Source organism: Klebsiella oxytoca, assembly GCF_009707385.1.
In the GTDB taxonomy this organism is placed as follows: domain Bacteria; phylum Pseudomonadota; class Gammaproteobacteria; order Enterobacterales; family Enterobacteriaceae; genus Klebsiella; species Klebsiella oxytoca_C.
The window spans coordinates 3,111,857-3,132,564 of the sequence record NZ_CP046115.1 but is presented as its reverse complement, the minus strand read 5'-3'; the positions used below and the strand labels follow the sequence as shown (position 1 = coordinate 3,132,564).

Annotated in this window: 17 protein-coding genes and 2 pseudogenes; 16 read left to right on the top strand and 3 right to left on the bottom strand. The window is 60.7% G+C overall.

Annotated elements, in window-relative coordinates; genetic code table 11:
* Window positions 1-83: 83 nt before the first annotated feature.
* Window positions 84-890 (bottom strand): DNA-binding transcriptional regulator, encoded by an 807-nt coding sequence (locus GJ746_RS14590; RefSeq protein WP_154680861.1) that lies wholly within the window; start codon window positions 888-890, stop codon window positions 84-86.
* A gap of 188 nt (window positions 891-1,078) precedes the next feature.
* Here GJ746_RS14590 and GJ746_RS14585 point away from each other — a divergent pair, with 188 nt between their 5' ends.
* From GJ746_RS14585 to GJ746_RS14545, 9 genes and pseudogenes are all read left to right on the top strand, one after another.
* Window positions 1,079-2,743 carry a bifunctional 3-(3-hydroxy-phenyl)propionate/3-hydroxycinnamic acid hydroxylase gene (locus tag GJ746_RS14585; RefSeq protein WP_154680860.1) on the top strand — a complete coding sequence of 555 codons (1,665 nt, stop codon included), beginning with the start codon at window positions 1,079-1,081 and terminating at the stop codon, window positions 2,741-2,743.
* Between the two features lies 1 nt (window position 2,744).
* Window positions 2,745-3,689 (top strand): 2,3-dihydroxyphenylpropionate/2,3-dihydroxicinnamic acid 1,2-dioxygenase, encoded by a 945-nt coding sequence (mhpB, locus tag GJ746_RS14580; protein ID WP_154680859.1) that lies wholly within the window; start codon window positions 2,745-2,747, stop codon window positions 3,687-3,689.
* Between the two features lie 17 nt (window positions 3,690-3,706).
* Window positions 3,707-4,573, top strand: a complete 867-nt coding sequence (mhpC, locus tag GJ746_RS14575; RefSeq protein WP_154680858.1) for a 2-hydroxy-6-oxonona-2,4-dienedioate hydrolase — start codon at window positions 3,707-3,709, stop codon at window positions 4,571-4,573.
* Window positions 4,574-4,582: 9 nt separating this feature from the next.
* On the top strand, window positions 4,583-5,389 hold the full coding sequence (gene mhpD / locus GJ746_RS14570) for a 2-keto-4-pentenoate hydratase (RefSeq protein ID WP_154680857.1): 807 nt from the start codon (window positions 4,583-4,585) through the stop codon (window positions 5,387-5,389).
* Window positions 5,382-6,332 carry an acetaldehyde dehydrogenase gene (mhpF, locus tag GJ746_RS14565; protein WP_154680856.1) on the top strand — a complete coding sequence of 317 codons (951 nt, stop codon included), beginning with the start codon at window positions 5,382-5,384 and terminating at the stop codon, window positions 6,330-6,332. Before mhpD ends, mhpF begins: the two co-directional genes overlap by 8 nt.
* Window positions 6,329-7,345: a 4-hydroxy-2-oxovalerate aldolase gene (gene mhpE, locus GJ746_RS14560; RefSeq protein ID WP_154680855.1), complete on the top strand. Its 1,017-nt coding sequence runs from the start codon at window positions 6,329-6,331 to the stop codon at window positions 7,343-7,345. The genes mhpF and mhpE overlap by 4 nt, the downstream gene beginning before the upstream one ends.
* A gap of 78 nt (window positions 7,346-7,423) precedes the next feature.
* Entirely contained in the window at window positions 7,424-8,620 is a 1,197-nt protein-coding gene (gene mhpT / locus GJ746_RS14555; protein ID WP_154680854.1) for a 3-(3-hydroxy-phenyl)propionate transporter MhpT, read from the top strand.
* Between the two features lie 180 nt (window positions 8,621-8,800).
* Window positions 8,801-9,547, top strand: a pseudogene (locus GJ746_RS14550) (polyphenol oxidase family protein).
* Between the two features lie 70 nt (window positions 9,548-9,617).
* Entirely contained in the window at window positions 9,618-11,021 is a 1,404-nt protein-coding gene (locus tag GJ746_RS14545) for a DUF1996 domain-containing protein (RefSeq protein WP_154680853.1), read from the top strand.
* Window positions 11,022-11,302: 281 nt separating this feature from the next.
* On the opposite strand, the gene GJ746_RS14540 is transcribed toward GJ746_RS14545, so the two are convergent.
* Complete coding sequence (locus GJ746_RS14540) at window positions 11,303-12,883, bottom strand: rhodanese homology domain-containing protein (RefSeq protein WP_154680852.1); 1,581 nt, start codon at window positions 12,881-12,883, stop codon at window positions 11,303-11,305.
* Between the two features lies 1 nt (window position 12,884).
* On the bottom strand, window positions 12,885-13,481 hold the full coding sequence (locus tag GJ746_RS14535) for a cysteine dioxygenase (protein WP_154680851.1): 597 nt from the start codon (window positions 13,479-13,481) through the stop codon (window positions 12,885-12,887).
* Between the two features lie 107 nt (window positions 13,482-13,588).
* Here GJ746_RS14535 and GJ746_RS14530 point away from each other — a divergent pair, with 107 nt between their 5' ends.
* From GJ746_RS14530 to GJ746_RS14500, 7 genes and pseudogenes are all read left to right on the top strand, one after another.
* Window positions 13,589-14,482 (top strand): LysR family transcriptional regulator, encoded by an 894-nt coding sequence (locus tag GJ746_RS14530; RefSeq protein ID WP_154680850.1) that lies wholly within the window; start codon window positions 13,589-13,591, stop codon window positions 14,480-14,482.
* A 145-nt stretch (window positions 14,483-14,627) separates the two neighbouring features.
* Window positions 14,628-15,732 (top strand): annotated as a pseudogene (locus GJ746_RS14525) (LLM class flavin-dependent oxidoreductase).
* A 34-nt stretch (window positions 15,733-15,766) separates the two neighbouring features.
* Window positions 15,767-16,855 carry an acyl-CoA dehydrogenase family protein gene (locus GJ746_RS14520; protein WP_227852813.1) on the top strand — a complete coding sequence of 363 codons (1,089 nt, stop codon included), beginning with the start codon at window positions 15,767-15,769 and terminating at the stop codon, window positions 16,853-16,855.
* Between the two features lie 11 nt (window positions 16,856-16,866).
* A complete protein-coding gene (locus tag GJ746_RS14515; protein ID WP_154680847.1) occupies window positions 16,867-17,841 on the top strand; it encodes an ABC transporter substrate-binding protein in 975 nt (324 codons plus the stop codon).
* Entirely contained in the window at window positions 17,838-18,875 is a 1,038-nt protein-coding gene (locus tag GJ746_RS14510) for an ABC transporter substrate-binding protein (protein WP_154680846.1), read from the top strand. The genes GJ746_RS14515 and GJ746_RS14510 overlap by 4 nt, the downstream gene beginning before the upstream one ends.
* A complete protein-coding gene (locus GJ746_RS14505; protein ID WP_154680845.1) occupies window positions 18,856-19,851 on the top strand; it encodes an ABC transporter permease in 996 nt (331 codons plus the stop codon). Before GJ746_RS14510 ends, GJ746_RS14505 begins: the two co-directional genes overlap by 20 nt.
* Window positions 19,845-20,633 (top strand): ABC transporter ATP-binding protein, encoded by a 789-nt coding sequence (locus GJ746_RS14500; protein WP_154680844.1) that lies wholly within the window; start codon window positions 19,845-19,847, stop codon window positions 20,631-20,633. Before GJ746_RS14505 ends, GJ746_RS14500 begins: the two co-directional genes overlap by 7 nt.
* The last annotated feature ends 75 nt before the right edge of the window (window positions 20,634-20,708 follow it).

Sequence of the window (20,708 nt, the reverse complement as noted above, 5' to 3'; positions counted from 1 at the left end):
GATCCTGGATTGGGGTTCTGCGGGATCGTCGCCGTGGCGCATCGTAGGTGATGAACGCCACGGTCAGCCACCTGTTTACAGGGCTATTCGTAAAAAACCTCTTCGTCAGCCATGCGCTCTTCAAGCTGGCTGGCGACTTTTTGCAGCGAGGCGAGATACTTTTGTACGGCCTGGTCGATGCTCATCGCTTTAGCCATATACACCAGGTTCAGGCAGCCGATAACCCTCTGCTGGCGGCGTACCGGGACGGCGATAGAGGCAATTTTCTCCTCCTGCTGCCAGCCGCGAAAGTTTTCACCGTAGCCATTATGTCGGGTACGTTCGAGGATGGCGGCCAGCTTTTCCGGTTCTCGCGCCAGCTGATACTCCGCTTCCGGCCGCGCGGCCAGCATCTCAATGAGTGAGTTGCGTTCATGTTCTGGGGCGAAGGCCAGCCAGGTTAAACCGCAGGCGGTCAGCAGCAGCGGCAGGCGGCGGCCGACCATCGCCCGGTGGAAGGAGAGACGGCTGAAGCGGTGGGTAGTTTCGCGCACCACCATGGCATCCACATCAAGAGTCGTGATGTCGGTAGGCCACAAAACCTCCCGCAAGAGCTCGCCAAGCAGCGGGGTGGCGAGGGCAGAAATCCAATGTTCGTCACGAAATCCCTCACTTAACTGACGAACTTTAATCGTCAATCGAAAGCTGTCATCCGAGCGGCTGCGGCGTACGTATCCCTCATCCTGCAGCGTTTCCAGTAGCCGCCTGACCGTCGTGCGATGCAGGCCGCTAAACTCGGCCAGAGTCCCAACCGTCGCGCCTCCGTCGAATTTATTTAACAGATTTAATAACATTAAGCCCCGGCTTAACCCACGCACGCTTTTATAATCTGCCGTCCTGTTCGCGTCCATTTTCCCTCGGTAAAAAGTAGTCTAAACAACCATGTGCACCTGGTGCACATTCGATGATGTTTTGATTGTAGCGCAAATTAGCAACTCTATACTGACCTCACTATAAAAATATATTCACATTTAGTTAACAACTGGCCGTATTGAGATTTCCCCATCACGGCAGTTGTCCGCAGCGTGAGGTTTTGAAAATGACAACATCTAATCCTGATATCCAACCCGCCGTACAGCACACCGCTCAGGTCGCGATTGCCGGAGCAGGTCCGGTAGGCCTGACGATTGCCAACTATCTCGGACAGATGGGCGTAAGCGTGCTGTTGATTGAAAAGCTGGAGTCGCTGATCGATTATCCTCGCGCCATCGGGATCGATGATGAAGCGCTGCGGGCGATGCAGGCGGTAGGGCTGGTGGATAACGTGCTGCCGCACACTACGCCGTGGCACGCGATGCGCTTCCTCACTCCGAAAGGGCGCTGTTTTGCCGATATCCAGCCGATGACCGACGAGTTTGGCTGGTCGCGCCGTAACGCGTTCATTCAGCCCCAGGTTGATGGGGTGCTGTACGAAGGCCTTAGCCGCTTCCCCAACGTGCGCTGCCTGTTTTCCCGTGAAGTGGAAGCCTTTACCCAGAGCGGTGACAACGTCACGTTAAACCTTAAAGGTAGCGACGGTGAACATGAAACCGTACGCGCCGACTGGCTGGTGGCCTGCGACGGCGGAGCGAGCCTGATTCGCCGCACGCTGAATATTCCCTTCGAAGGTAAAACCGCGCCGAACCAGTGGATCGTTATCGATATCGCCAACGACCCGCTCGCCACCCCGCACGTCTACCTGTGCTGCGACCCGGTGCGCCCGTATGTCTCCGCCGCGCTGCCGCACGGCGTACGTCGCTTTGAATTTATGGTCATGCCCGGCGAAACCGAGGCCCAGCTTAGCGAGCCGCACAATATGCGCCAGCTGTTGAGCAAAGTGTTGCCGGACCCGGATAACGTCGAGCTGATCCGTCAGCGCGTCTACACCCATAACGCGCGTATCGCCGAACGTTTCCGCGTCGATCGCGTTCTGCTGGCGGGCGACGCCGCGCACATTATGCCGGTCTGGCAGGGACAGGGTTACAACAGCGGCATGCGCGATGCCTTCAACCTGGCGTGGAAACTGGCGCTGGTGGTGAACGGCAAAGCCGGAGAGGGGCTGCTGGACAGCTATCAGCAGGAGCGGCGCGATCATGCTAAAGCGATGATTGATCTGTCGGTGACCGCCGGCAACGTTCTTGCGCCGCCGAAACGCTGGCACGGCGCGGTGCGCGACGGTATCTCATGGATGCTCAACTATCTGCCGCCGGTTAAACGCTACTTCCTTGAAATGCGCTTTAAGCCGATGCCGCAGTACCGCGAGGGCGCGCTGCTGGCGGAAGGAGAAAGCAAAACCTCGCCGGTAGGCAAAATGTTTATTCAGCCGAAGGTCACGCTTGAGAACGGCCGGGTCACGCTGCTGGATGAGGTAATTGGCGCTAATTTTGCCATTATCGCCTGGGGCTGCAATCCGAAGTGGGGACTCAACGATGAGCAGATCGCCCGCTGGAGCGCCGTCGGGGTGCGGTTTATTCAGGTGGTACCGGAGGTACAAATTCATTGCGACCAGGACAACGTGCCTGGGGTGATCCGCGTCGGCGATACGCAAAACCGCCTGAAAAGCTGGTTTGCTCAGCACGATACCGCCATTGCCGTGGTGCGTCCGGACCGTTTCGTCGCCACCGTGGCAATTCCGCAGACGCTGAGCAAAAAGCTCGACGCCCTGGCAAGCAAGATGCAGCTGGCCTCCGCGCAAGTCGCAGAAACTATTGAACAGGTGGCTTGATATGAATGCTTATCTTCATTGTCTCTCGCATACCCCGCTGGTGGGATACGTTGACCCGGAGCAGGCGGTGCTGGACGAAGTTAACGGCACCATCGCCGACGCGCGGGCGCGCATTGCCGCCTTCGACCCGGAGCTGGTGGTGCTGTTCGCTCCAGACCACTACAACGGCTTTTTCTACGACGTGATGCCGTCATTCTGTTTAGGCATCGGGGCGACCTCTATTGGCGACTTCAGCAGCGCCAGCGGCGTTCTGCCGGTGCCGACGGCGCTGGCAGAGGCCTGCGCCCATGCGGTAATGAAGGATGGCATCGATCTGGCGGTTTCTTACTGCATGCAGGTGGACCACGGCTTTGCGCAGCCGCTGGAGTTCCTGCTCGGTGGGCTGGATAAGCTGCCGGTTCTGCCGGTATTTATCAACAGCGTCGCGCTGCCGCTGCCGGGCTTTCAGCGTACCCGCATGCTGGGTGAAGCCATCGGCCGCTTCCTTAGCACCCTCAATAAGCGGGTCTTAATTCTTGGCTCCGGCGGGCTATCGCATCAGCCGCCGGTACCAGAGCTGGCGAAGGCCGATGCGCATATGCGCGACCGGCTGTTGGGCAGCGGCAAACAGCTGCCGCCGGACGAACGCGAACTTCGTCAACAGCGGGTGATTAACGCGGCGAAGCTGTTTACCGAAGACCAGAATTCGCTCTATCCGCTCAACCCCGTCTGGGACAACCGCTTTATGAGCCTGCTGGAGCAGGGGCGGCTGGCGGAGCTGGACGCCGTCAGTAACGAAGAGCTATCGGCAATGGCCGGTAAATCAACGCACGAAATTAAAACCTGGGTGGCCGCCTTTGCCGCGCTATCCGCTTTTGGCAGCTGGCGCTGCGAAGGCCGCTATTACCGACCTATCCCCGAGTGGATCGCCGGATTTGGCTCGCTGAGCGCCGCCTCGCAAAACTGAATAAAAGGGAGAACACAATGAGCTATCAACCACAAACCGAAGCTGCTACCAGCCGTTTTCTCAACGTTGAGGAGAACGGAGAGACATTACGTATCCACTTTAATGACTGCGGCCAGGGTGAGGAAACCGTAGTCATGCTGCACGGTTCAGGTCCCGGCGCGACGGGCTGGGCCAACTTTAGCCGCAATATCGACCCGCTGGTGGAGGCGGGTTATCGGGTTATTCTGCTGGACTGCCCCGGCTGGGGGAAAAGCGATTCTATCGTCAATAGCGGCTCACGTTCCGACCTGAACGCCCGGGTGCTGAAAAGCGTCGTCGACCAGCTGGATATCAGCAAAGTACATCTGCTGGGCAACTCCATGGGCGGTCACAGCGCGGTGGCTTTCACCCTGACCTGGCCGGAGCGCGTCGGCAAACTGGTGCTGATGGGCGGCGGAACCGGCGGTATGAGTCTGTTCACGCCAATGCCGACGGAAGGCATCAAGCTGCTGAACGCTCTGTACCGTGAACCAACCATCGAAAACCTGAAGAAGATGATGAATATCTTTGTTTTCGATACCAGCGATCTGACCGAAGCCCTGTTCGAAGCGCGTCTCAACAATATGTTGTCGCGCCAGGATCACCTGGATAACTTCGTTAAAAGTCTTGAAGCGAACCCGAAACAGTTCCCGGATTTTAGTCCGCGTCTCGGCGAAATCCGCGCCCAAACGCTGATTGTCTGGGGGCGTAACGATCGCTTTGTACCAATGGATACCGGGCTGCGCCTGCTGGCGGGCATTAACGGTTCCGAACTGCATATCTATCGCGACTGCGGCCACTGGGCGCAGTGGGAACACGCGGAGAGCTTCAACCAGCTGGTGCTCGATTTTCTGGCGCGTACCTGAGGAATTACGATGACGACGTTATCTCATGAACAACTGGCACAGCGTCTGCGTGAAGCGGAAGCTGCAGGCCAGGCAATAGAACCGCTGCGCGATATTCTCGGCATTGATAACGCGGAAGCGGCCTACGCTATCCAGCGGATTAACGTGCAGCACCACGTGGCGCATGGTCGCCGGGTGGTAGGGCGTAAGGTGGGGCTGACCCATCCTAAAGTGCAGAAGCAGCTGGGCGTTGACCAGCCGGACTTCGGCACTCTGTTTGCCGATATGTGCTACGGCGATAATGCCGATGTGCCGTTCTCCCGGGTGCTGCAGCCTAAGGTTGAGGCTGAAATCGCGCTAGTGCTTAAACACGATCTGCCGCATGCCGATACCACCTTTGATGAACTGTACGCCGCTATCGACTGGGTGCTGCCCGCGCTGGAGGTTGTCGGCAGCCGTATTCGCGACTGGTCGATTGGCTTTGTCGATACGGTAGCCGATAACGCTTCCTGCGGCGTATACGTGCTTGGTAGTCCGGCGCTGCGTCCGGAGGGGCTGGATCTGAAAAACTGCACCATGCGTATGACCCGTAACCAGGAAGAGGTTTCCAGCGGGCGCGGCAGCGAATGCCTTGGCCATCCGCTGAACGCGGCGGTGTGGCTGGCGCGCAAAATGGCCAGCCTCGGCGAACCGCTGCGGGCGGGCGATATCGTGCTGACCGGGGCGTTAGGCCCAATGGTGGCGATTAACGCCGGCGATCGTTTTGAAGCCCATATCGATGGGTTAGGTTCAGTGGCGGCGACGTTTGTTGCCCAGGGAGAAGGCAGTCATGAGTAAACGTAAAGTCGCCATTATCGGCTCCGGCAATATCGGCACCGATTTAATGATCAAAATTCTGCGCCACGGTCAGCATCTGGAGATGGCGGTAATGGTCGGTATCGACCCTGAATCCGACGGGCTGGCCCGCGCACGGCGCATGGGCGTTGCCACCACTCACGAAGGCGTTGGCGGCCTGATGCAGATGGCCGAATTCGCCGATATCGATTTTGTTTTTGACGCCACCAGCGCCGGGGCGCATGTGAAAAACGACGCCGCGCTGCGCGAAGCTAAACCGGGGATCCGCGTTATTGACCTGACCCCGGCGGCCATCGGTCCGTACTGTGTCCCGGTAGTCAATCTGGAGGCTAACCTTGCCCAGGGCAACGTCAATATGGTGACCTGCGGCGGCCAGGCGACGATCCCGATGGTGGCGGCGGTCTCTCGAGTCGCGAAAGTACACTACGCGGAAATTATCGCCTCGATTGCCAGCAAATCCGCCGGCCCGGGAACGCGCGCCAACATCGATGAGTTCACCGAAACTACCTCGCAGGCTATTGAGAAAGTGGGCGGGGCGGAAAAAGGCAAAGCGATTATTGTGCTCAACCCGGCAGAACCGCCGCTGATGATGCGTGATACCGTTTATGTTCTGAGCGAAGCAGCCTCACAGCAGGAAATTACCGCTTCGATAGAGGAGATGGCGGCGGCGGTGCAGGCCTACGTGCCGGGATATCGCCTGAAACAGCAGGTGCAGTTTGAAGTGATTCCGCAAGATAAACCGGTGAATCTGCCGGGCGTTGGCCGTTTTTCCGGCCTGAAAACGGCGATTTACCTTGAGGTCGAAGGGGCGGCGCACTATCTGCCAGCCTATGCCGGCAACCTCGATATTATGACTTCGGCGGCGCTGGCGACGGCGGAGAAAATGGCCCAGGCGATGAACGGTACGGCGGGAGAAGCAGCATGAACGGCAAAAAACTCTATATCTCAGACGTGACCCTGCGTGACGGGATGCACGCGATTCGCCACCAGTACTCGCTCGACAATGTGCGCCAGATAGCCCGCGCGCTGGACAGCGCTGGCGTCGACTCAATAGAAGTGGCCCACGGCGATGGCCTGCAAGGTTCCAGCTTTAACTACGGCTTCGGCGCGCACAGCGATCTGGAGTGGATTGAAGCGGCGGCGGAGTCGGTCAGCCAGGCGAAAATCGCCACGTTACTGTTGCCCGGCATCGGTACTCTGCACGACCTGAAAAATGCGTATCAGGCCGGGGCGCGGGTAGTGCGGGTGGCGACCCACTGCACCGAGGCGGATGTTTCCGCTCAGCATATTGCCTTTGCCCGCGAGCTGGGAATGAACACCGTTGGCTTCCTGATGATGAGCCATATGACCACCTCTGAACAGCTGGCGCAGCAGGCGCTGAAGATGGAGTCCTACGGCGCGACCTGTATCTACGTGGTCGATTCCGGCGGAGCGATGAATATGAACGATATTCGCGATCGTTTCCGCGCTCTCAAAGCGGTGCTTAAGCCGGAAACCGCCACCGGGATGCACGCGCACCATAACCTGAGCCTCGGCGTTGCCAACTCTATCGCCGCGGTGGAAGAGGGCTGCGACCGTATCGACGCCAGCCTGGCGGGAATGGGGGCCGGTGCGGGCAACGCACCGCTGGAGGTGTTCATCGCCGCCGCTGACAAACTAGGCTGGAACCATGGCACCGACCTTTATGCTCTGATGAACGCCGCCGATGAGCTGGTGCGGCCGCTGCAGGATCGCCCGGTGCGGGTTGACCGTGAAACGCTGGCGCTGGGTTATGCCGGGGTTTACTCCAGCTTCCTCCGTCACAGCGAAGTGGCCGCGGAGCGCTACGGCCTGAGCGCGGTAGATATTCTTGTCGAACTGGGCAAGCGGCGGATGGTTGGGGGTCAGGAGGATATGATCGTCGACGTTGCGCTGGACCTGCTGAATCGTAATAAATAAATCAAAGAAACGCGCGGCTGGCAATGAATCAGCCGCCATTCACCTGCTCCGTTTGTCCGGATATCGCAAAGGTACCCTATGACTAAGACAACTACTGCAAGCAATTCGCGCCTGATGTTAACCGTCGGGCTCTGTTTTATGGTGGCCCTGATGGAAGGGCTGGATCTACAGGCGGCGGGCATCGCCGCCGTCGGCATGGCGCAGGCGTTCGCGCTCGATAAAATGCAGATGGGCTGGATTTTCAGCGCCGGGATCCTCGGCCTGCTGCCCGGTGCGCTGGTGGGCGGCATCCTGGCGGATCGCTACGGGCGCAAGCGTATTCTGCTGGGCTCGGTGATGCTCTTCGGCCTGTTTTCAATTGCCACCGCCCTGGCGTGGAACTACCCGACGCTGCTGCTGGCGCGTCTGCTAACCGGCGTCGGCCTGGGCGCGGCGCTGCCGAATTTGATTGCCTTAACCTCTGAGGCCGCTGGCCATCGCTTTCGCGGCAGGGCGGTGAGCCTGATGTACTGCGGCGTCCCTATCGGCGCGGCGCTGGCGGCGGCGCTGGGATTTTTCGGTCTGGCTACGGCCTGGCAAACGGTGTTCTGGGTCGGCGGTATCGTTCCGCTGCTGCTTGTACCGTTGCTGATGCGCTGGCTGCCGGAATCGCAGGTTTTTCAGCGCAGCGCGCAGGCCGTGCCGCTGCGTATGCTCCTTGCGCCGGGCAACGCTACCGCCACTCTGCTGCTGTGGGTGTGCTACTTCTTCACGCTGCTGGTGGTATATATGCTGATTAACTGGCTGCCGATGCTACTCGTCGGCCAGGGATTCAGCTCCAGCGAGGCGGCGGGAGTGATGTTTGTCCTGCAGTTTGGCGCCGCCTGCGGCACGCTGATGCTGGGTTCCCTGATGGATAAGCTCAGCCCGCTCTGGATGTCGCTGCTGATCTACAGCGGTATGCTGGCGTCTTTGCTGGCGTTAGGCACCGCGACATCGCTGACTACAATGCTCTTCTCCGGCTTTGTCGCCGGGCTGTTTGCCACCGGCGGACAGAGCGTGCTTTATGCGCTGGCCCCGCTGTTCTACCGCACTGAAATCCGCGCTACGGGGGTGGGGACCGCCGTAGCGATTGGTCGTCTCGGCGCGATGAGCGGACCGCTGCTGGCCGGAAAAATGCTGGCGCTGGGCACCGGCACGGTTGGCGTGATGGCCGCTTCCGCGCCCGGCATTTTGCTGGCAGGCGTGGCGGTGTTCTGGCTGATGAACCGCCAAAAGCGCGCCGCGCTGGCCTGAGCATTTTCGTCTATTCCCGGGGGCGGCGCGGTAAACCCGCGCCTTGCCCGGGCTACCGGCCCGCTGGGGATGGAGGCAAATTGTAGCCCGGCTAAGCGCAGCGCGAGCCGGGGAGCCGCCTTGCGCATCTCTCCACTTTGGCATAGGTTAAATCATCATCCACTGATTCTTCCGGGCATCATGTCTTTTACCTCCCGTTTATTAAGCGATATCCCCGGCATCCGCTATGCCTTCCTCGACGTGCATGAAACCGCCGCCTTTCCCTATAGCGAAATGGCGCCGGTTAAACTGGTTCACAGCAACATCGTGCATGAATATCGGGCGCTGCAGGCGGAACGACCCCACGCCGATGCGATGTTTACTGCGATCCGCGGGCAGAAAATGGGCGTGGTGACCGCCGACTGTCTGCCGCTGCTGATGGCTTCGCGGGACGGACGCTATATCTGCAGCGTCCACGCCGGCTGGCGCGGTGCGGCTAGCGGGATCATTGAAAATAGCCTCGCGCTGTTTCAGCGTTATCACGTCGCCCCGCAAGACCTGGTGGTGGTGAGCGGGCCGCATATTCACCCCTGCTGCTATGAAGTCTCCAGCGATTTTTATCATTCACTGCTGGCGATGCCCGCGGGCGAGCTAGTAAAACGCCATCGGGAACAGCTTTTCCTGCCCCGTCAGGCGGCGTCGCAGGGGGAGCAAGCGCAAGCGAGCGGGGGCGACAATGTCTGGTTCGATCTGCGGGCCTTTGCCCATCTCCTGCTGCGCAGCGCGGGGGTGCCGGAGGAAAACATGGAGTGACTGGGGAGCTGCACCTACTGCACGCCGCAGCTGCTGGGGTCTTTTCGCCGGCGTACGCATTTCCCGGCGCCAAAGTCGTTTCAGTACTCATGGATTATGCGCGAGCCTGATGGGCGGACCGATGAGGCGAAATGATGTTTGATGATGTGTAACATCGCCGGGCGCCTGCTATCTCTGCACTCCTTCAAACAAGGAGGAGTGCAAAATGAAATTGAACCCGTTCGCTTTAACTCTCGCGCCGCTGCTGGCTGCCGGCGCGTTTTCAGCTCATGCCGGCCCGCAGGCCCACGTGGTCTGCGCTTATCACCATACGTTGGGCGATGACGCCATTATGATGTTCGGCAAGCCGAATCAGGCTATGTGGCATGATTTTTTTGGCAATACCCATACCGACGCGGTGTCCACCTATCAGACGCTGCGCGACCAGCCGGAAACGACCTGCGATAATAAAGCCGACAGCTCCGCCTACTGGGCTCCGTCGATGAGGTTGCCGGATGGGCAGGTGGTGACACCGGCTTATCAGAAAACCTACTATCAGACGAGCAGCGTGGAGCAGTATCCGCTGCATCCGTTCCCGGCTGGCCTTGAACTGCTGGCGGGCGACCATCACGGCTCGGCTCCCGGCTCGCGGATTACGTTTTTGTGCGCTAACGGCAAGGGCTACACCAATAAAGCCGGCGAAGTCTGCGGAGTGCGTAAAGCGGGAGATGCGGTGCAGTTTAATATCGGTATTCAGTTCCCCGACTGCTGGGATGGCGTCAATCTGAAACCTGGTCACGGACATAGCAACGCGACGTACGATGTGAACGGCGCCTGTCCGGCTGATTATCCGGTAAAAGTTCCAACGGTGAATATGAACATCGCTTACGTTCTGCCGCAGATTCAGTCGTTGGATACCGCGAAAGTTCAGCTGTCGATGGACCCGGTAATGAACGGCGGTGTACGCGAGGAGCGCTGGGGCAGTATCTATACCGCCCATGCGGATTTTATGAATGGCTGGACGGTCGACGGTGCGCGCTATATGACCGAGCGCTGCATGAATAAAGGGATCGACTGCGGTAGCGCGGTACCGTATGGCTTCACAACGGTTGAGGAGAACGCGCTGGTGGACAGCGCCGAGCCGACGGTGACCCATGCCGCCCCGGAAAACCTGACGGTGAGCGACAACTGGAAAAACGGCGGGCGCACGCATAACCCGGAAACCATGACGCTGGTGAAATTCCCGATCCCGCCGCTGCCGCAGGGACAGGACGCTTCGCTGTTTAAATACCAGCTGCGGATCTACGGTGGAAAAGTGGAAACCAACGGCGCGGATCAGATTTTTTTCTACCCGGCGAACAACGACTGGAGCGCCAGCAGCGTGACCTGGAATCATCGTCCGTCCTGCAGCTACAGCGCGGATGCATCGCTATACCTCAACTACAAGCGGGAATACCGGATGGTCGACGTCGATAAAGCAGTACGTAAAGCGCTGGCTGAAGGTAAAACCGAGATTTCGTGGTATATCGGCGGCGACCGCCAGGGTAACCGCTATCATTTCGACCCGGCGGGCACGGCGCAGGAGCCGATGCTGATGCTGATGGGCTTTAAAACCACTCCGGAGCTCTGATTCCGCAGGTGCCGAGAAATTCCCGGGGGCGGCGCGATAAAGCCGCGCCTTGCCCGGGCTACCGGCCCACAAACGGCGGTTATCCTGTAGCCCCGCTAAGCGCAGCGCAAGCGGGGAGTCCTGGTCCGGCACGGTGCCATCCCGGCCCGCAATCGGCGGTGATCCTGTAGCCCCGCTAAGCGCAGCGCAAGCGGGGAGCCCTGGTCCGGCACGGTGCCATCCCGGCCCGCAAACGGCGGTGCTCCTGTAGCCTCGCTAAGCGCAGCGCGAGCGGGGGGAAATCACAATACTTTAAACCCGTGGGTGCCATCGCGCTTCAGCTGTTCAACCAGGCCGAATTCCCAGTCGAGGTAGGCCTGCATTGCCGCCGGAGAGTTATTGGTGCCCTCATACGGACGCTGATAGCGATCGCTGCGCGGCGTCGCCAGATGCGTTTCGCCATGCTCCAGCGCCAGCCCGGCGTCAATCCATGCCAGCGTGCCGCCGCTCAGCAGCTGCACCGGTTTACCGGTTAATGCCGCCACTTCAGGTACCGCGTAGCGGGCCAGCAGGCTGCTGCCGCAGGTGACAACGTAACGTTTGGCGGAGGGAATAACCTCCAGCGCCTCGCGCAGCTGCGAACGTATCAGCCAGTAAGCGCCCGGTATATGCCGGGCGACATAGTTGGCGCTGGTGGTAAAGTCCAGCACCACGGTACCCGCTTCCCGCAGCTGTTCCGCCAGCTGCTGCGCAGATATCTCCTCCACCTGTGGACCCGGCGGTACGCGGCCTGCGGGAGTACCGCGCTCGCTAAAATCTTCCAGGCGCGCGTCGCGCAAAACCGCTACCTCCCAGCCCATCTGCGCCAGCCAGGACGCCGTTATCGGCGCGCGTATCTCGTCATCGGCAATCAGCACGATGCGCGCGCCGCGCACGCTGGCGAAATGGTCGGTTTCCTGCACCAGCTGCCCGCCGGGGGCGCTGACGCTCTGCGGCAGATGGCCTGCGGCGTACTCCTCCGGGCTGCGGACGTCGAACAGGTAAGTGGTGCGTGCGGGCTGCCGCAGCCAGCGCTGAAGGGTCTGGCTATCTATAAAGGCGACGCCGGCGCGCTCCGCCAGCTGTCTCACCGCCGCCGTGCGTTCGGCCGAGGCGCGAGAATCGGCGTCGTAGCGCCGCTGCTGGCCGTGCTCAAGGTCAAGCCCGGCTAAGGTCCAGCCGATGGTGCCGTTGCGCAATGCATAGACCGGATTGGGCAAACCGGCGTTGCGCAGCGACTGCGTGCCGATAATACTGCGCGTGCGCCCCGCGCAGTTGACGATCGCCGGGGTCTGTGGCGAAGGGAGCAGACTCTCAATACGCAGCGCCAGCTCCCCGCCGGGCACGCTGATGCTGCCGGGAATATTCATGGTGTGATACTCATCGAAGCGCCGCGCGTCGACGATAACCACTTCCTGTGGGCTATCGAGCAGCGTCTTCACTTCCTCGGCGCTCAGCGAGGGGGTATGTCGTTCGCTCTCTACCAGCTCGCCGAAGGCTTTGCTCGGCGAATTCACATCCTGAAACAGTTCCCCGCCGCTGCGCTGCCAACCTGAGAGGCCACCTTCCAGCAGCGCGACATCCTGATAACCCCAGCTCAGCAGGCGCTTGACGGCCAGTTCCGCCAGACCTTCGCCGCCGTCATAGACGGTAATCGGCGTCGTCAGGCGCGGTACGCGGCGAAAAATATCCAGCTCCAGCTTGCTGAGCGGCAGATTGGCGGCAAACAGCGGATGGCTGCGGGCAAATTCGGCCTCTTCGCGAACGTCGATCAGCGCCAGCTCCGCGCCGTCGAGCAGCGCCTGGCGCAGCTGGGCGGCAGGGCGATAAGAACAGGTGGGCATATTAATTATCCTTTGAGAGATCCCAGATATTGGGTAAGTGGCGATTGGAGTAGCCGGAGACAAAAGGTTTGACGAGGCCTTCCGGGGTATAAACCGCGCGCCTGACACCGCCGATATTGCCGCCGTAAACGTGAATACTGATTGAGACGCTATCCGCGAGGGCGTTGCTCACCCGGTGAATATCGCCGTCGCGGGAAGAGATTTTTTCCACTTCGCCGGGGGAGAGGCGTTCGGCAACGCCGCTGACCACCGGCTGGCCGCGATCGTCCAGGCGGTAGCGCTGATTCTCCTCCGCGCCGCGCAGCATGCCGATGGCGCCCCACACCCGATGATCGTGAATCGGCGTCGATTGCCCCGGCCCCCAGACGAAGCTGACAATGGAGAATCGCTGTCCGGAATCGGCATGCAGCAGGTACTGCTGATAGTGGTGGGGATGCGGCAGGGTGTACTCCTCCGGCAGCCAGTCATCTTTTTTCACCAGCTCGGCCAGGCGCAGGGTCACGGCATCGAGCAGGGCTGGCTCTTCGGCAAATTCGCGATGCAGGGCATCAAGATCGTGAATAAACTGACGTAATTTTGCCACTCGCGGTACAGTCATGGTCGCTTCCTGTTGTCGGGACTGGTCTTTACGCTAGCAAAGGCGTTAATATAATTAAAATGCAATTTCCGCATATATTAATATGCAAAAATCACATTAAGGATTATATGCGTATCGACGATATCGACGCCCTGCTGGCCACCGTGCAGTTCTCCTCGCTTAATCAGGCGGCAGAATATCTCGGCATCACCCAATCGGCGATAACCCGCCGACTTCAGCGGCTGGAGCAAACCCTCAACGTGACGCTGCTTGAGCGTCAGACCCGGCCGCTCACCCTGACCGCCGCCGGGCATCGGGTTTACGAGCAGTGTCTGAGCATCAAGCGGGAAACCAAAAAGTTATATGGCCTGCTAGATCCTGAGGCGGAGCCGCACGGCATCCTGCGTCTTGGGGTGCCGCAGAGCGTGGCGGAAATTGCGCTACAGCCGGCGCTGGCCGCGCTGCGCCAGCAGTTTCCCTCCCTCCAGCCGCAGGTGACCTGTGGCTGGAGCAGTCTGCTGCAAAAGCGTCTTGAGAGCGTCGAGCTGGACGGCGTGCTGGCGATGGGACCTGAGCTGCAACGCTTTGCTGAGGGCTATAGCGGTCGGCTGCTGTGCCCGCTGGATATCGTGGTGATTGCGGCCAAAAGCTGGCGTCTGCGCGCCGGGGCGCTGCGCGACTGCGCGGAAAAAGGCTGGGTGCTTAATCCCGACGGCTGCGGCCTGCGCGCCGGGCTGATTCGCGAGCTGCAGTCCCAGGGGCTGCGTTTAGCTCTGAACGTTGAGACCGCCGGCGCTCAGCTGCAAATCAGCCTCGTGGCGCAGGGGCTGGGGCTTGGCCTGGTGCCGCGCGCCGCGCTGGCCGCCAGCCCGTGGCGCGATGAGGTGACGGAATTGTCGCTGACGGATTTTCAACCCGCGGTGCATCTGTGGCTGGTTCACGCGCAGAATCTGGCTAATCTAAGCCAGCCGCTGACTTTTTTCGCCGGCAAAGTCGTTCAGCAGCTAAACGTATCTAACTGAAAGAACTAGATAATATTGATAAATGCTAATCTTGCATATTAAGATATGATAAAAATGCATTTTGTTCATTAAGGGCCCGTGTATAGGGTAATGAAAACGCGCCGCCGCGGCGGCCCACTCATTATCCTGCTACAAGGAGTTCTGCATGAGCATTCAGTTTCTCGGCATGATCGGCCACCGCCTGTCGTCGGAAACCATCGCCCCGGTCGGCCCAATTTTTGACCGCGATTACATCGTCCGTTTTGCGCAAACCCACCAGGCCGCCGGGTTTGACCGCCTGCTGGTAGGCCACTGGTCCGATCAACCCGACGGATTTCTGGTAACCGCGCTGGCCGGGCTGTCAACGCAACGTATTAGTTTCCTGCTGGCCCACCGTCCCGGTTTTGTCTCGCCAACTCTCGCCGCGCGTAAGTTCGCCACCCTTGAACATCTGCTGGGGGGACGGCTGGCGGTGCATATCATCAGCGGCGGCAATGACGCCGAGCAGCGCCGCGACGGCGATTATCTCGATCACGACCAGCGCTATGCACGCACCGACGCTTTTCTCGATACCATCCGTAAGATCTGGACCGCCGAACAGCCGGTAGATATCGACAATGATTTTTATCAGGCGCAGCAGGCGTGGTCGGCGATACGCCCGCTGCAAAAACCGCATATCCCTCTCTATTTCGGCGGCTCGTCGGAAGCGGCGATTACGGTTGCCGGTAAACACGCTAACGTCTTCGCGCTATGGGGGGAATCGCTGGCACAGACCGCGGAAACCATCCAGCGCGTGCGGGCCGAGGCGGCGAAACATCAGCGCGAAATCGACTTCAGCGTCTCGTTCCGGCCGATTATCGCCGCCACCGAAGCGGAGGCCTGGGAAAAAGCCGAGCATATCCTGCACGTTGCCACCGAACGGGCGGCGCAGAGCGGAGACGGTTTCAAAGCCAAGCCCGACAGCGTCGGGGCGCAGCGTCTGCAGGCCACCGCAGCGCAGGGCAAGGTGGTAGATAAACGTCTGTGGACCGGAATTGCGCAGCTGGTAGGCGGCGGCCACAACTCTACCGCGCTGGTAGGCACCCCGGAACAGGTTGCCGACGCGCTGCTCGATTATTACGACCTCGGCGTACGCAACTTCCTGATCCGCGGTTTCGATCCGCTCAATGATGCTCAGGAGTACGGGAAAGCGCTGCTGCCGATCGCCCGTGAAAAAGCCACCCTGCGCGCCGCGGCGGAGCGCGTATCGTGACCGAGCCAGCTACCGATGATTGGGCGCGTCGTCTCGCGGATATTCGCCAGCTGATGGCGGAGCAGGCGGCCGGTCTCGACGCCAGCGGCGACTTTCCCCGCGACAATATCGACCGTCTGCGCCAGCGCGGCTTTTTAAGCCTCGCCGTGCCGCAGCAGTACGGCGGGGCGGGGGCCGATCTTCCCAGGCTCCAGCAGGCGATTGCCGCTATTGCCTGGGGCGAACCGGCGACGGCGCTGATTGTCTGCATGCAGTATCTCCACCACCTGCGGCTGGCGGAAAACGAGCGCTGGGCCGAGCCGCTGCGCCAGCGGGTTTTTCAGGATGCGGTGGACAGGGGAGGCTTGATCAACAGCCTGCGCGTGGAGCCGGAACTGGGCTCCCCGGCGCGCGGCGGTCTGCCGCAAACGGTGGCGACCCGCGGCGCGGAAGGGTGGCAGATTAACGGCCATAAAATTTATACCACCGGTATTGAGGGGCTGAGCTGGCTGGCCATCTGGGGCCGTAGCGACGATAGCCCGCCGCTGGTCGGTACCTGGCTGGTTCCTGCCGACAGCGATGGCGTCAGCGTGGTGAAAAGCTGGGAGCACCTGGGGATGCGGGCAACCGGCAGCCATGAAGTGGTGCTCAACAACGTGCAGGTGGCCGCTGATCACGCGGTGGACGTATGGCCCGCTGATGCGCCGCCCGCGCCGGATGCCGAACAGTTTCGCCTGTTTGCTAACCGCCACACGGCGCTGCTGGCGACAATTTACGACAGCATCGCGCGCGCGGCCCGCGACTGGCTGGTGTCGTGGCTGGCTACGCGTATTCCGGGAAACCTTGGACAACCGCTTTCCAGCCTGCCGCGGGTGCAGGAAAAAGTCGGTCAGATTGACGGATGGCTACTGGTCAACCGCAGTCTGCTGGAAAACGCCGCGGCTCTGGGCTTTTCCACCAATGAGGCGAATCTCGCGAAAGTCACGATTACCGACAACGCCATTCAGGCGGTAAACCAGGCGCTGGAGCTGACCGGCAACCATGGCCTGAGTCGACAAAATCCTCTGGAGCGCCACTATCGAAACGTGCTGTGCGGAAGGGTACACACCCCGCAGAACGACAGCGCGTGGCTGGCGGCCGGCAAACACGCTTTTCAAAAATAAGGATAATTCATATGCGCAGACTTCATATTTCCGCTTTAGCCGGGACAGTTTTGCTGCTGGCCCTCAGCGGCTATGCGGCGGCTCAGGAGCGAATCACCCTGCGAATCGCCGATCAAAAAGGCGGTATGCGTTCGCAGCTGGAGGCCGCTAATGCCCTGCAGGATCTCCCTTACGAGATTAAATGGGCCGAGTTTCCGGCCGCCGCGCCGCTGGCGGAAGCGCTCAACGCCGGGGCGGTGGATGCGGGGATCATCGGCGATGCGCCGCTGCTGTTCGCGCTGGCTAACGGCGCGCCGGTCAAAGCCATCGCCGTTGATAAAAGCAATCCGGCCGGTACCGCAGTGCTGGTCTCGCCCGGCAGCGCGTTAAAAAGCGCGGCGGATTTAAAAGGCAAACGCATCGCTACCGGTAAAGGATCGATTGGCCACTTTGTGGCGCTGAAAGCGCTGGAGCAGGCGGGCATTTCGCCAAAGGATGTGCAGTGGGTGTTTCTCGGTCCGGTGGACGCCAAAGTGGCGCTGCTCAACGGTTCGGTTGATGCCTGGGCGACCTGGGAGCCGTACACCACGCAGCTGGTGAAGACCGCCGAGGGGCAGATCCTGGTCAGCGGCAAAGGGTTGCTGCCGGGCAACACCTTCCTGGCGGCAACCGATGATGCCCTGAAAGACCCGCAGAAGCGCGCGGCGCTGCAGGATTACCTCAATCGGCTGGCCGGCGCCGAGCGCTGGGCGTATGCCAATCTCGATAGCTACGGTAAAACCCTGGGGGAGATTATTCGCTTTCCGGCGGATATCGCCCGCGCGCAGTTTGCCAATCGCCAGTCGCAGTGGCAGCCTTTGAACGCGAAGACGGTCGTCCAGCAGCAGTCGACGGCGGATTTTTATCTCGCCAACGGGCTTATCCGCGCGAAGCTGGACGTGACGCCGACCTTTGATAACGGCTTTAGCGTGCCTGCCGCGCAGGCCCATACGGAGGCGACGCCATGATAACCTCCGCTTTTTCCCGTCGTCGTTTCTTACGCTTAACCGGCAGCCTTGCGCTGGCCAGCGCATCCCTGCCGCTTTGGGCTCACGATATGGCGGCCATGACGAGCGGGGAGGAACATCCGGCCCTGCGCCTGGCGCAGCCGTACAAAATCAAGCTGGCGATCAATAAAAGCGCGGTGTGCCTCGCGCCGGTCGCCGTCGCCGAGCAGCAGAAGATCTTCAGTAAATACAATCTCGACGTCGAGTTCGTTAATTTCGGCAACTCGACGGACGTGCTGCTGGAGGCGATTGCCACCGGCAAGGCCGGCGCCGGGGTGGGAATGGCGCTGCGCTGGCTGAAGGCGCTGGAGCAGGGCTTTGACGTCAAGCTGACCGCCGGTACCCACGGCGGCTGTCTGAACCTGCTGACGGCGAAAAATTCGCCGTTCGGCGGCCTGGAGAGCCTGAAAGGGCAAACCATCGGTGTTACCGACATGGCCGGTCCGGATAAAAACTTTTTTGCCATCCTGCTTAAGCGCCACGGCATCGATCCCATCAGCGATGTGCAGTGGAAAGTCTATCCGGCGGATCTGCTCAGCGTGGCGCTGGATAAAGGCGAAATTGCCGCTATTAGCGGCAGCGAACCCTTTAGCTATCGCCTGCTGGAAACCGGTAAGTACCAGCTTATCGCCAGCAATATGACCGGCGATTACGCTAACCTGAGCTGCTGCGTGCTGGGGGTCAGCGGTAGCCTGGCTCGCGATCATAAACCGGCCGCCGCCGCGCTCACTCAGGCGATTCTGGAGGCGCACAGCTATGCCGCCGCGCATCCGGAAAGCGTGGCGCAATCTTTCCTCGCCCATGCGCTGAATACCAATGAGGCTGAAGTGAGCGGCATTCTCCACGGCCAGGGGCACGGCCATCACGCGGTGGGCGAGGCGTTCGTAAAAGAACTGACCCAGTACGCGGTGGATCTTCAGCGGGTGCAGGTCATTAAACCGGGAACCGATCCCCATCAGTTTGCGGAGAGCATTTATGTCAACGTATTCGCCTGACCGGGTGCTGACGCGCCCGACAAGCGGCAAACCTCGATGGATGGAAGGCTGGCTGGCCGCCGCGCTGTGGCTGCTGAGTGGCCTGTATACGCTGGCCTGGCCCGATGCCGGGCGGCGCTGGCCGTTTAGCGAAGGCTGGGCGCTGGCGCAGTTGACTATCGGCGGCGGACTATTGCTGCTGGCGCTGAGCTACCGCTACTGGCGGCAGCGGGGCGCGCGGTTGCAACATGCCGGGAAATGGCTGGCGCTGCTGCCGGTGCTGTTTGCTATATGGGAAGGGCTGACGGCAAAGACGGCGTTTCTGCCGGTGCCGTTTTTCGCGCCGCCGCAGGCACTGATTGAAGTGCTGCACGATGACTGGCCGCGCCTGCTCGATAGTCTTCTGCATTCGCTGGGGCTGCTCGGGCTCGGGGTGCTGCTGGGCACCAGCTGTGGTTTTATCAGCGGGCTGGCGATCGGCTGGTCCCAGCGCATCGGCTACTGGGTGCATCCGGTGTTGCGTCTGCTGGGGCCGGTGCCGTCCACCGCACTGCTGCCGCTGTGCCTGTTTATCTTCCCGTCAAGCTTCGGCGCCAGCGTCTTTTTGATTGCACTCAGCACCTGGTTCCCGGTCACGGTACTGACCTGGTCCGGGGTTATCGGCATCGATAAAGCGTGGTATGACGTGGCGCGCACCCTGGGAGCCAGCCAGCGTTTCCTGATCCTGCGCGTGGCGATCCCCGCCGCGCTGCCGAACGTCTTTGTCGGCCTGTTTATGGGGCTGGGGGCGTCTTTTTCGGTGCTGATCGTCGCCGAAATGGTCGGCGTAAAATCCGGTATTGGTTTTTATCTGCAGTGGGCGCAGGGATGGGCGGCCTATCCCAATATGTACGCGGCGCTGCTGGTGATGGCGCTGCTCTGCTCCGGCCTGATTAGCGGGCTGTTTATGGTCCGCGACCGGCTGCTGAGCTGGCAGCGGGGAGGGATGCAATGGTAACCGCGAACGCCACTTCTCAGGCGGCATCGACCGGCGCAGCGGTGTCGATAAGCCATCTGCATCATGCTTTTGCTCTTGGTAAACAGGCGGTACCGGTGCTGGAGAATATCAGCCTGCAGCTGCGGCCCGGAGAAAGCGTCGCGCTGCTCGGCCCCTCGGGATGCGGTAAATCCACTCTGCTGCGGCTGCTGGCGGGGCTGGAGCCGCAGCAGGCCGGGCAAATTCAGATTGATGGGGCGGCAATGGGTGGGCCGGGGCCCAAACGGATTCTGGTGTTTCAGGATCCAACGCTTTATCCGTGGCTGACGGTACGGCAAAACGTGCTGCTGGGGCCGCAGGCGCAGGGGAAAAAGGGGCTTGAGCCAAAGGCCGATGCGTTGATTTCGCGCATTGGGCTACAGGCGTTTAGCGAGGCGTGGCCGCGCCAGCTTTCCGGCGGCATGGCGCAGCGTGCGGCGCTGGCGCGGGCGCTGCTGAACGAGCCGCGTCTGCTGCTGCTTGACGAGCCGCTGGGTAAGCTGGATTCGCTTACCCGCATCAGCATGCAGCGGGAGCTGATCGCCCTGTGGCAGCAGCAGGGCTATACCAGCCTGCTGGTCACCCACGATATTGAAGAAGCGCTGCTGCTGTGCGAGAAGGTACTGGTGATGTCGCCGCGTCCGGGGCGGATTATCGTCGAGTTTGCGCTGCCGCTGGCGTTTCCTCGCCATCGGGATAACCCGCTGCTGCTGCAGCATCGTCAGGATATTCTGCGTATTCTTGGCCAGGAAGAGGATTGGTAAGCAAAGCGCGTTATCCAGACATTCCCCCGCTCGCGCTGCGCTTCGCGGGGCTACCGGAGCAGAGTAGTCCGACGT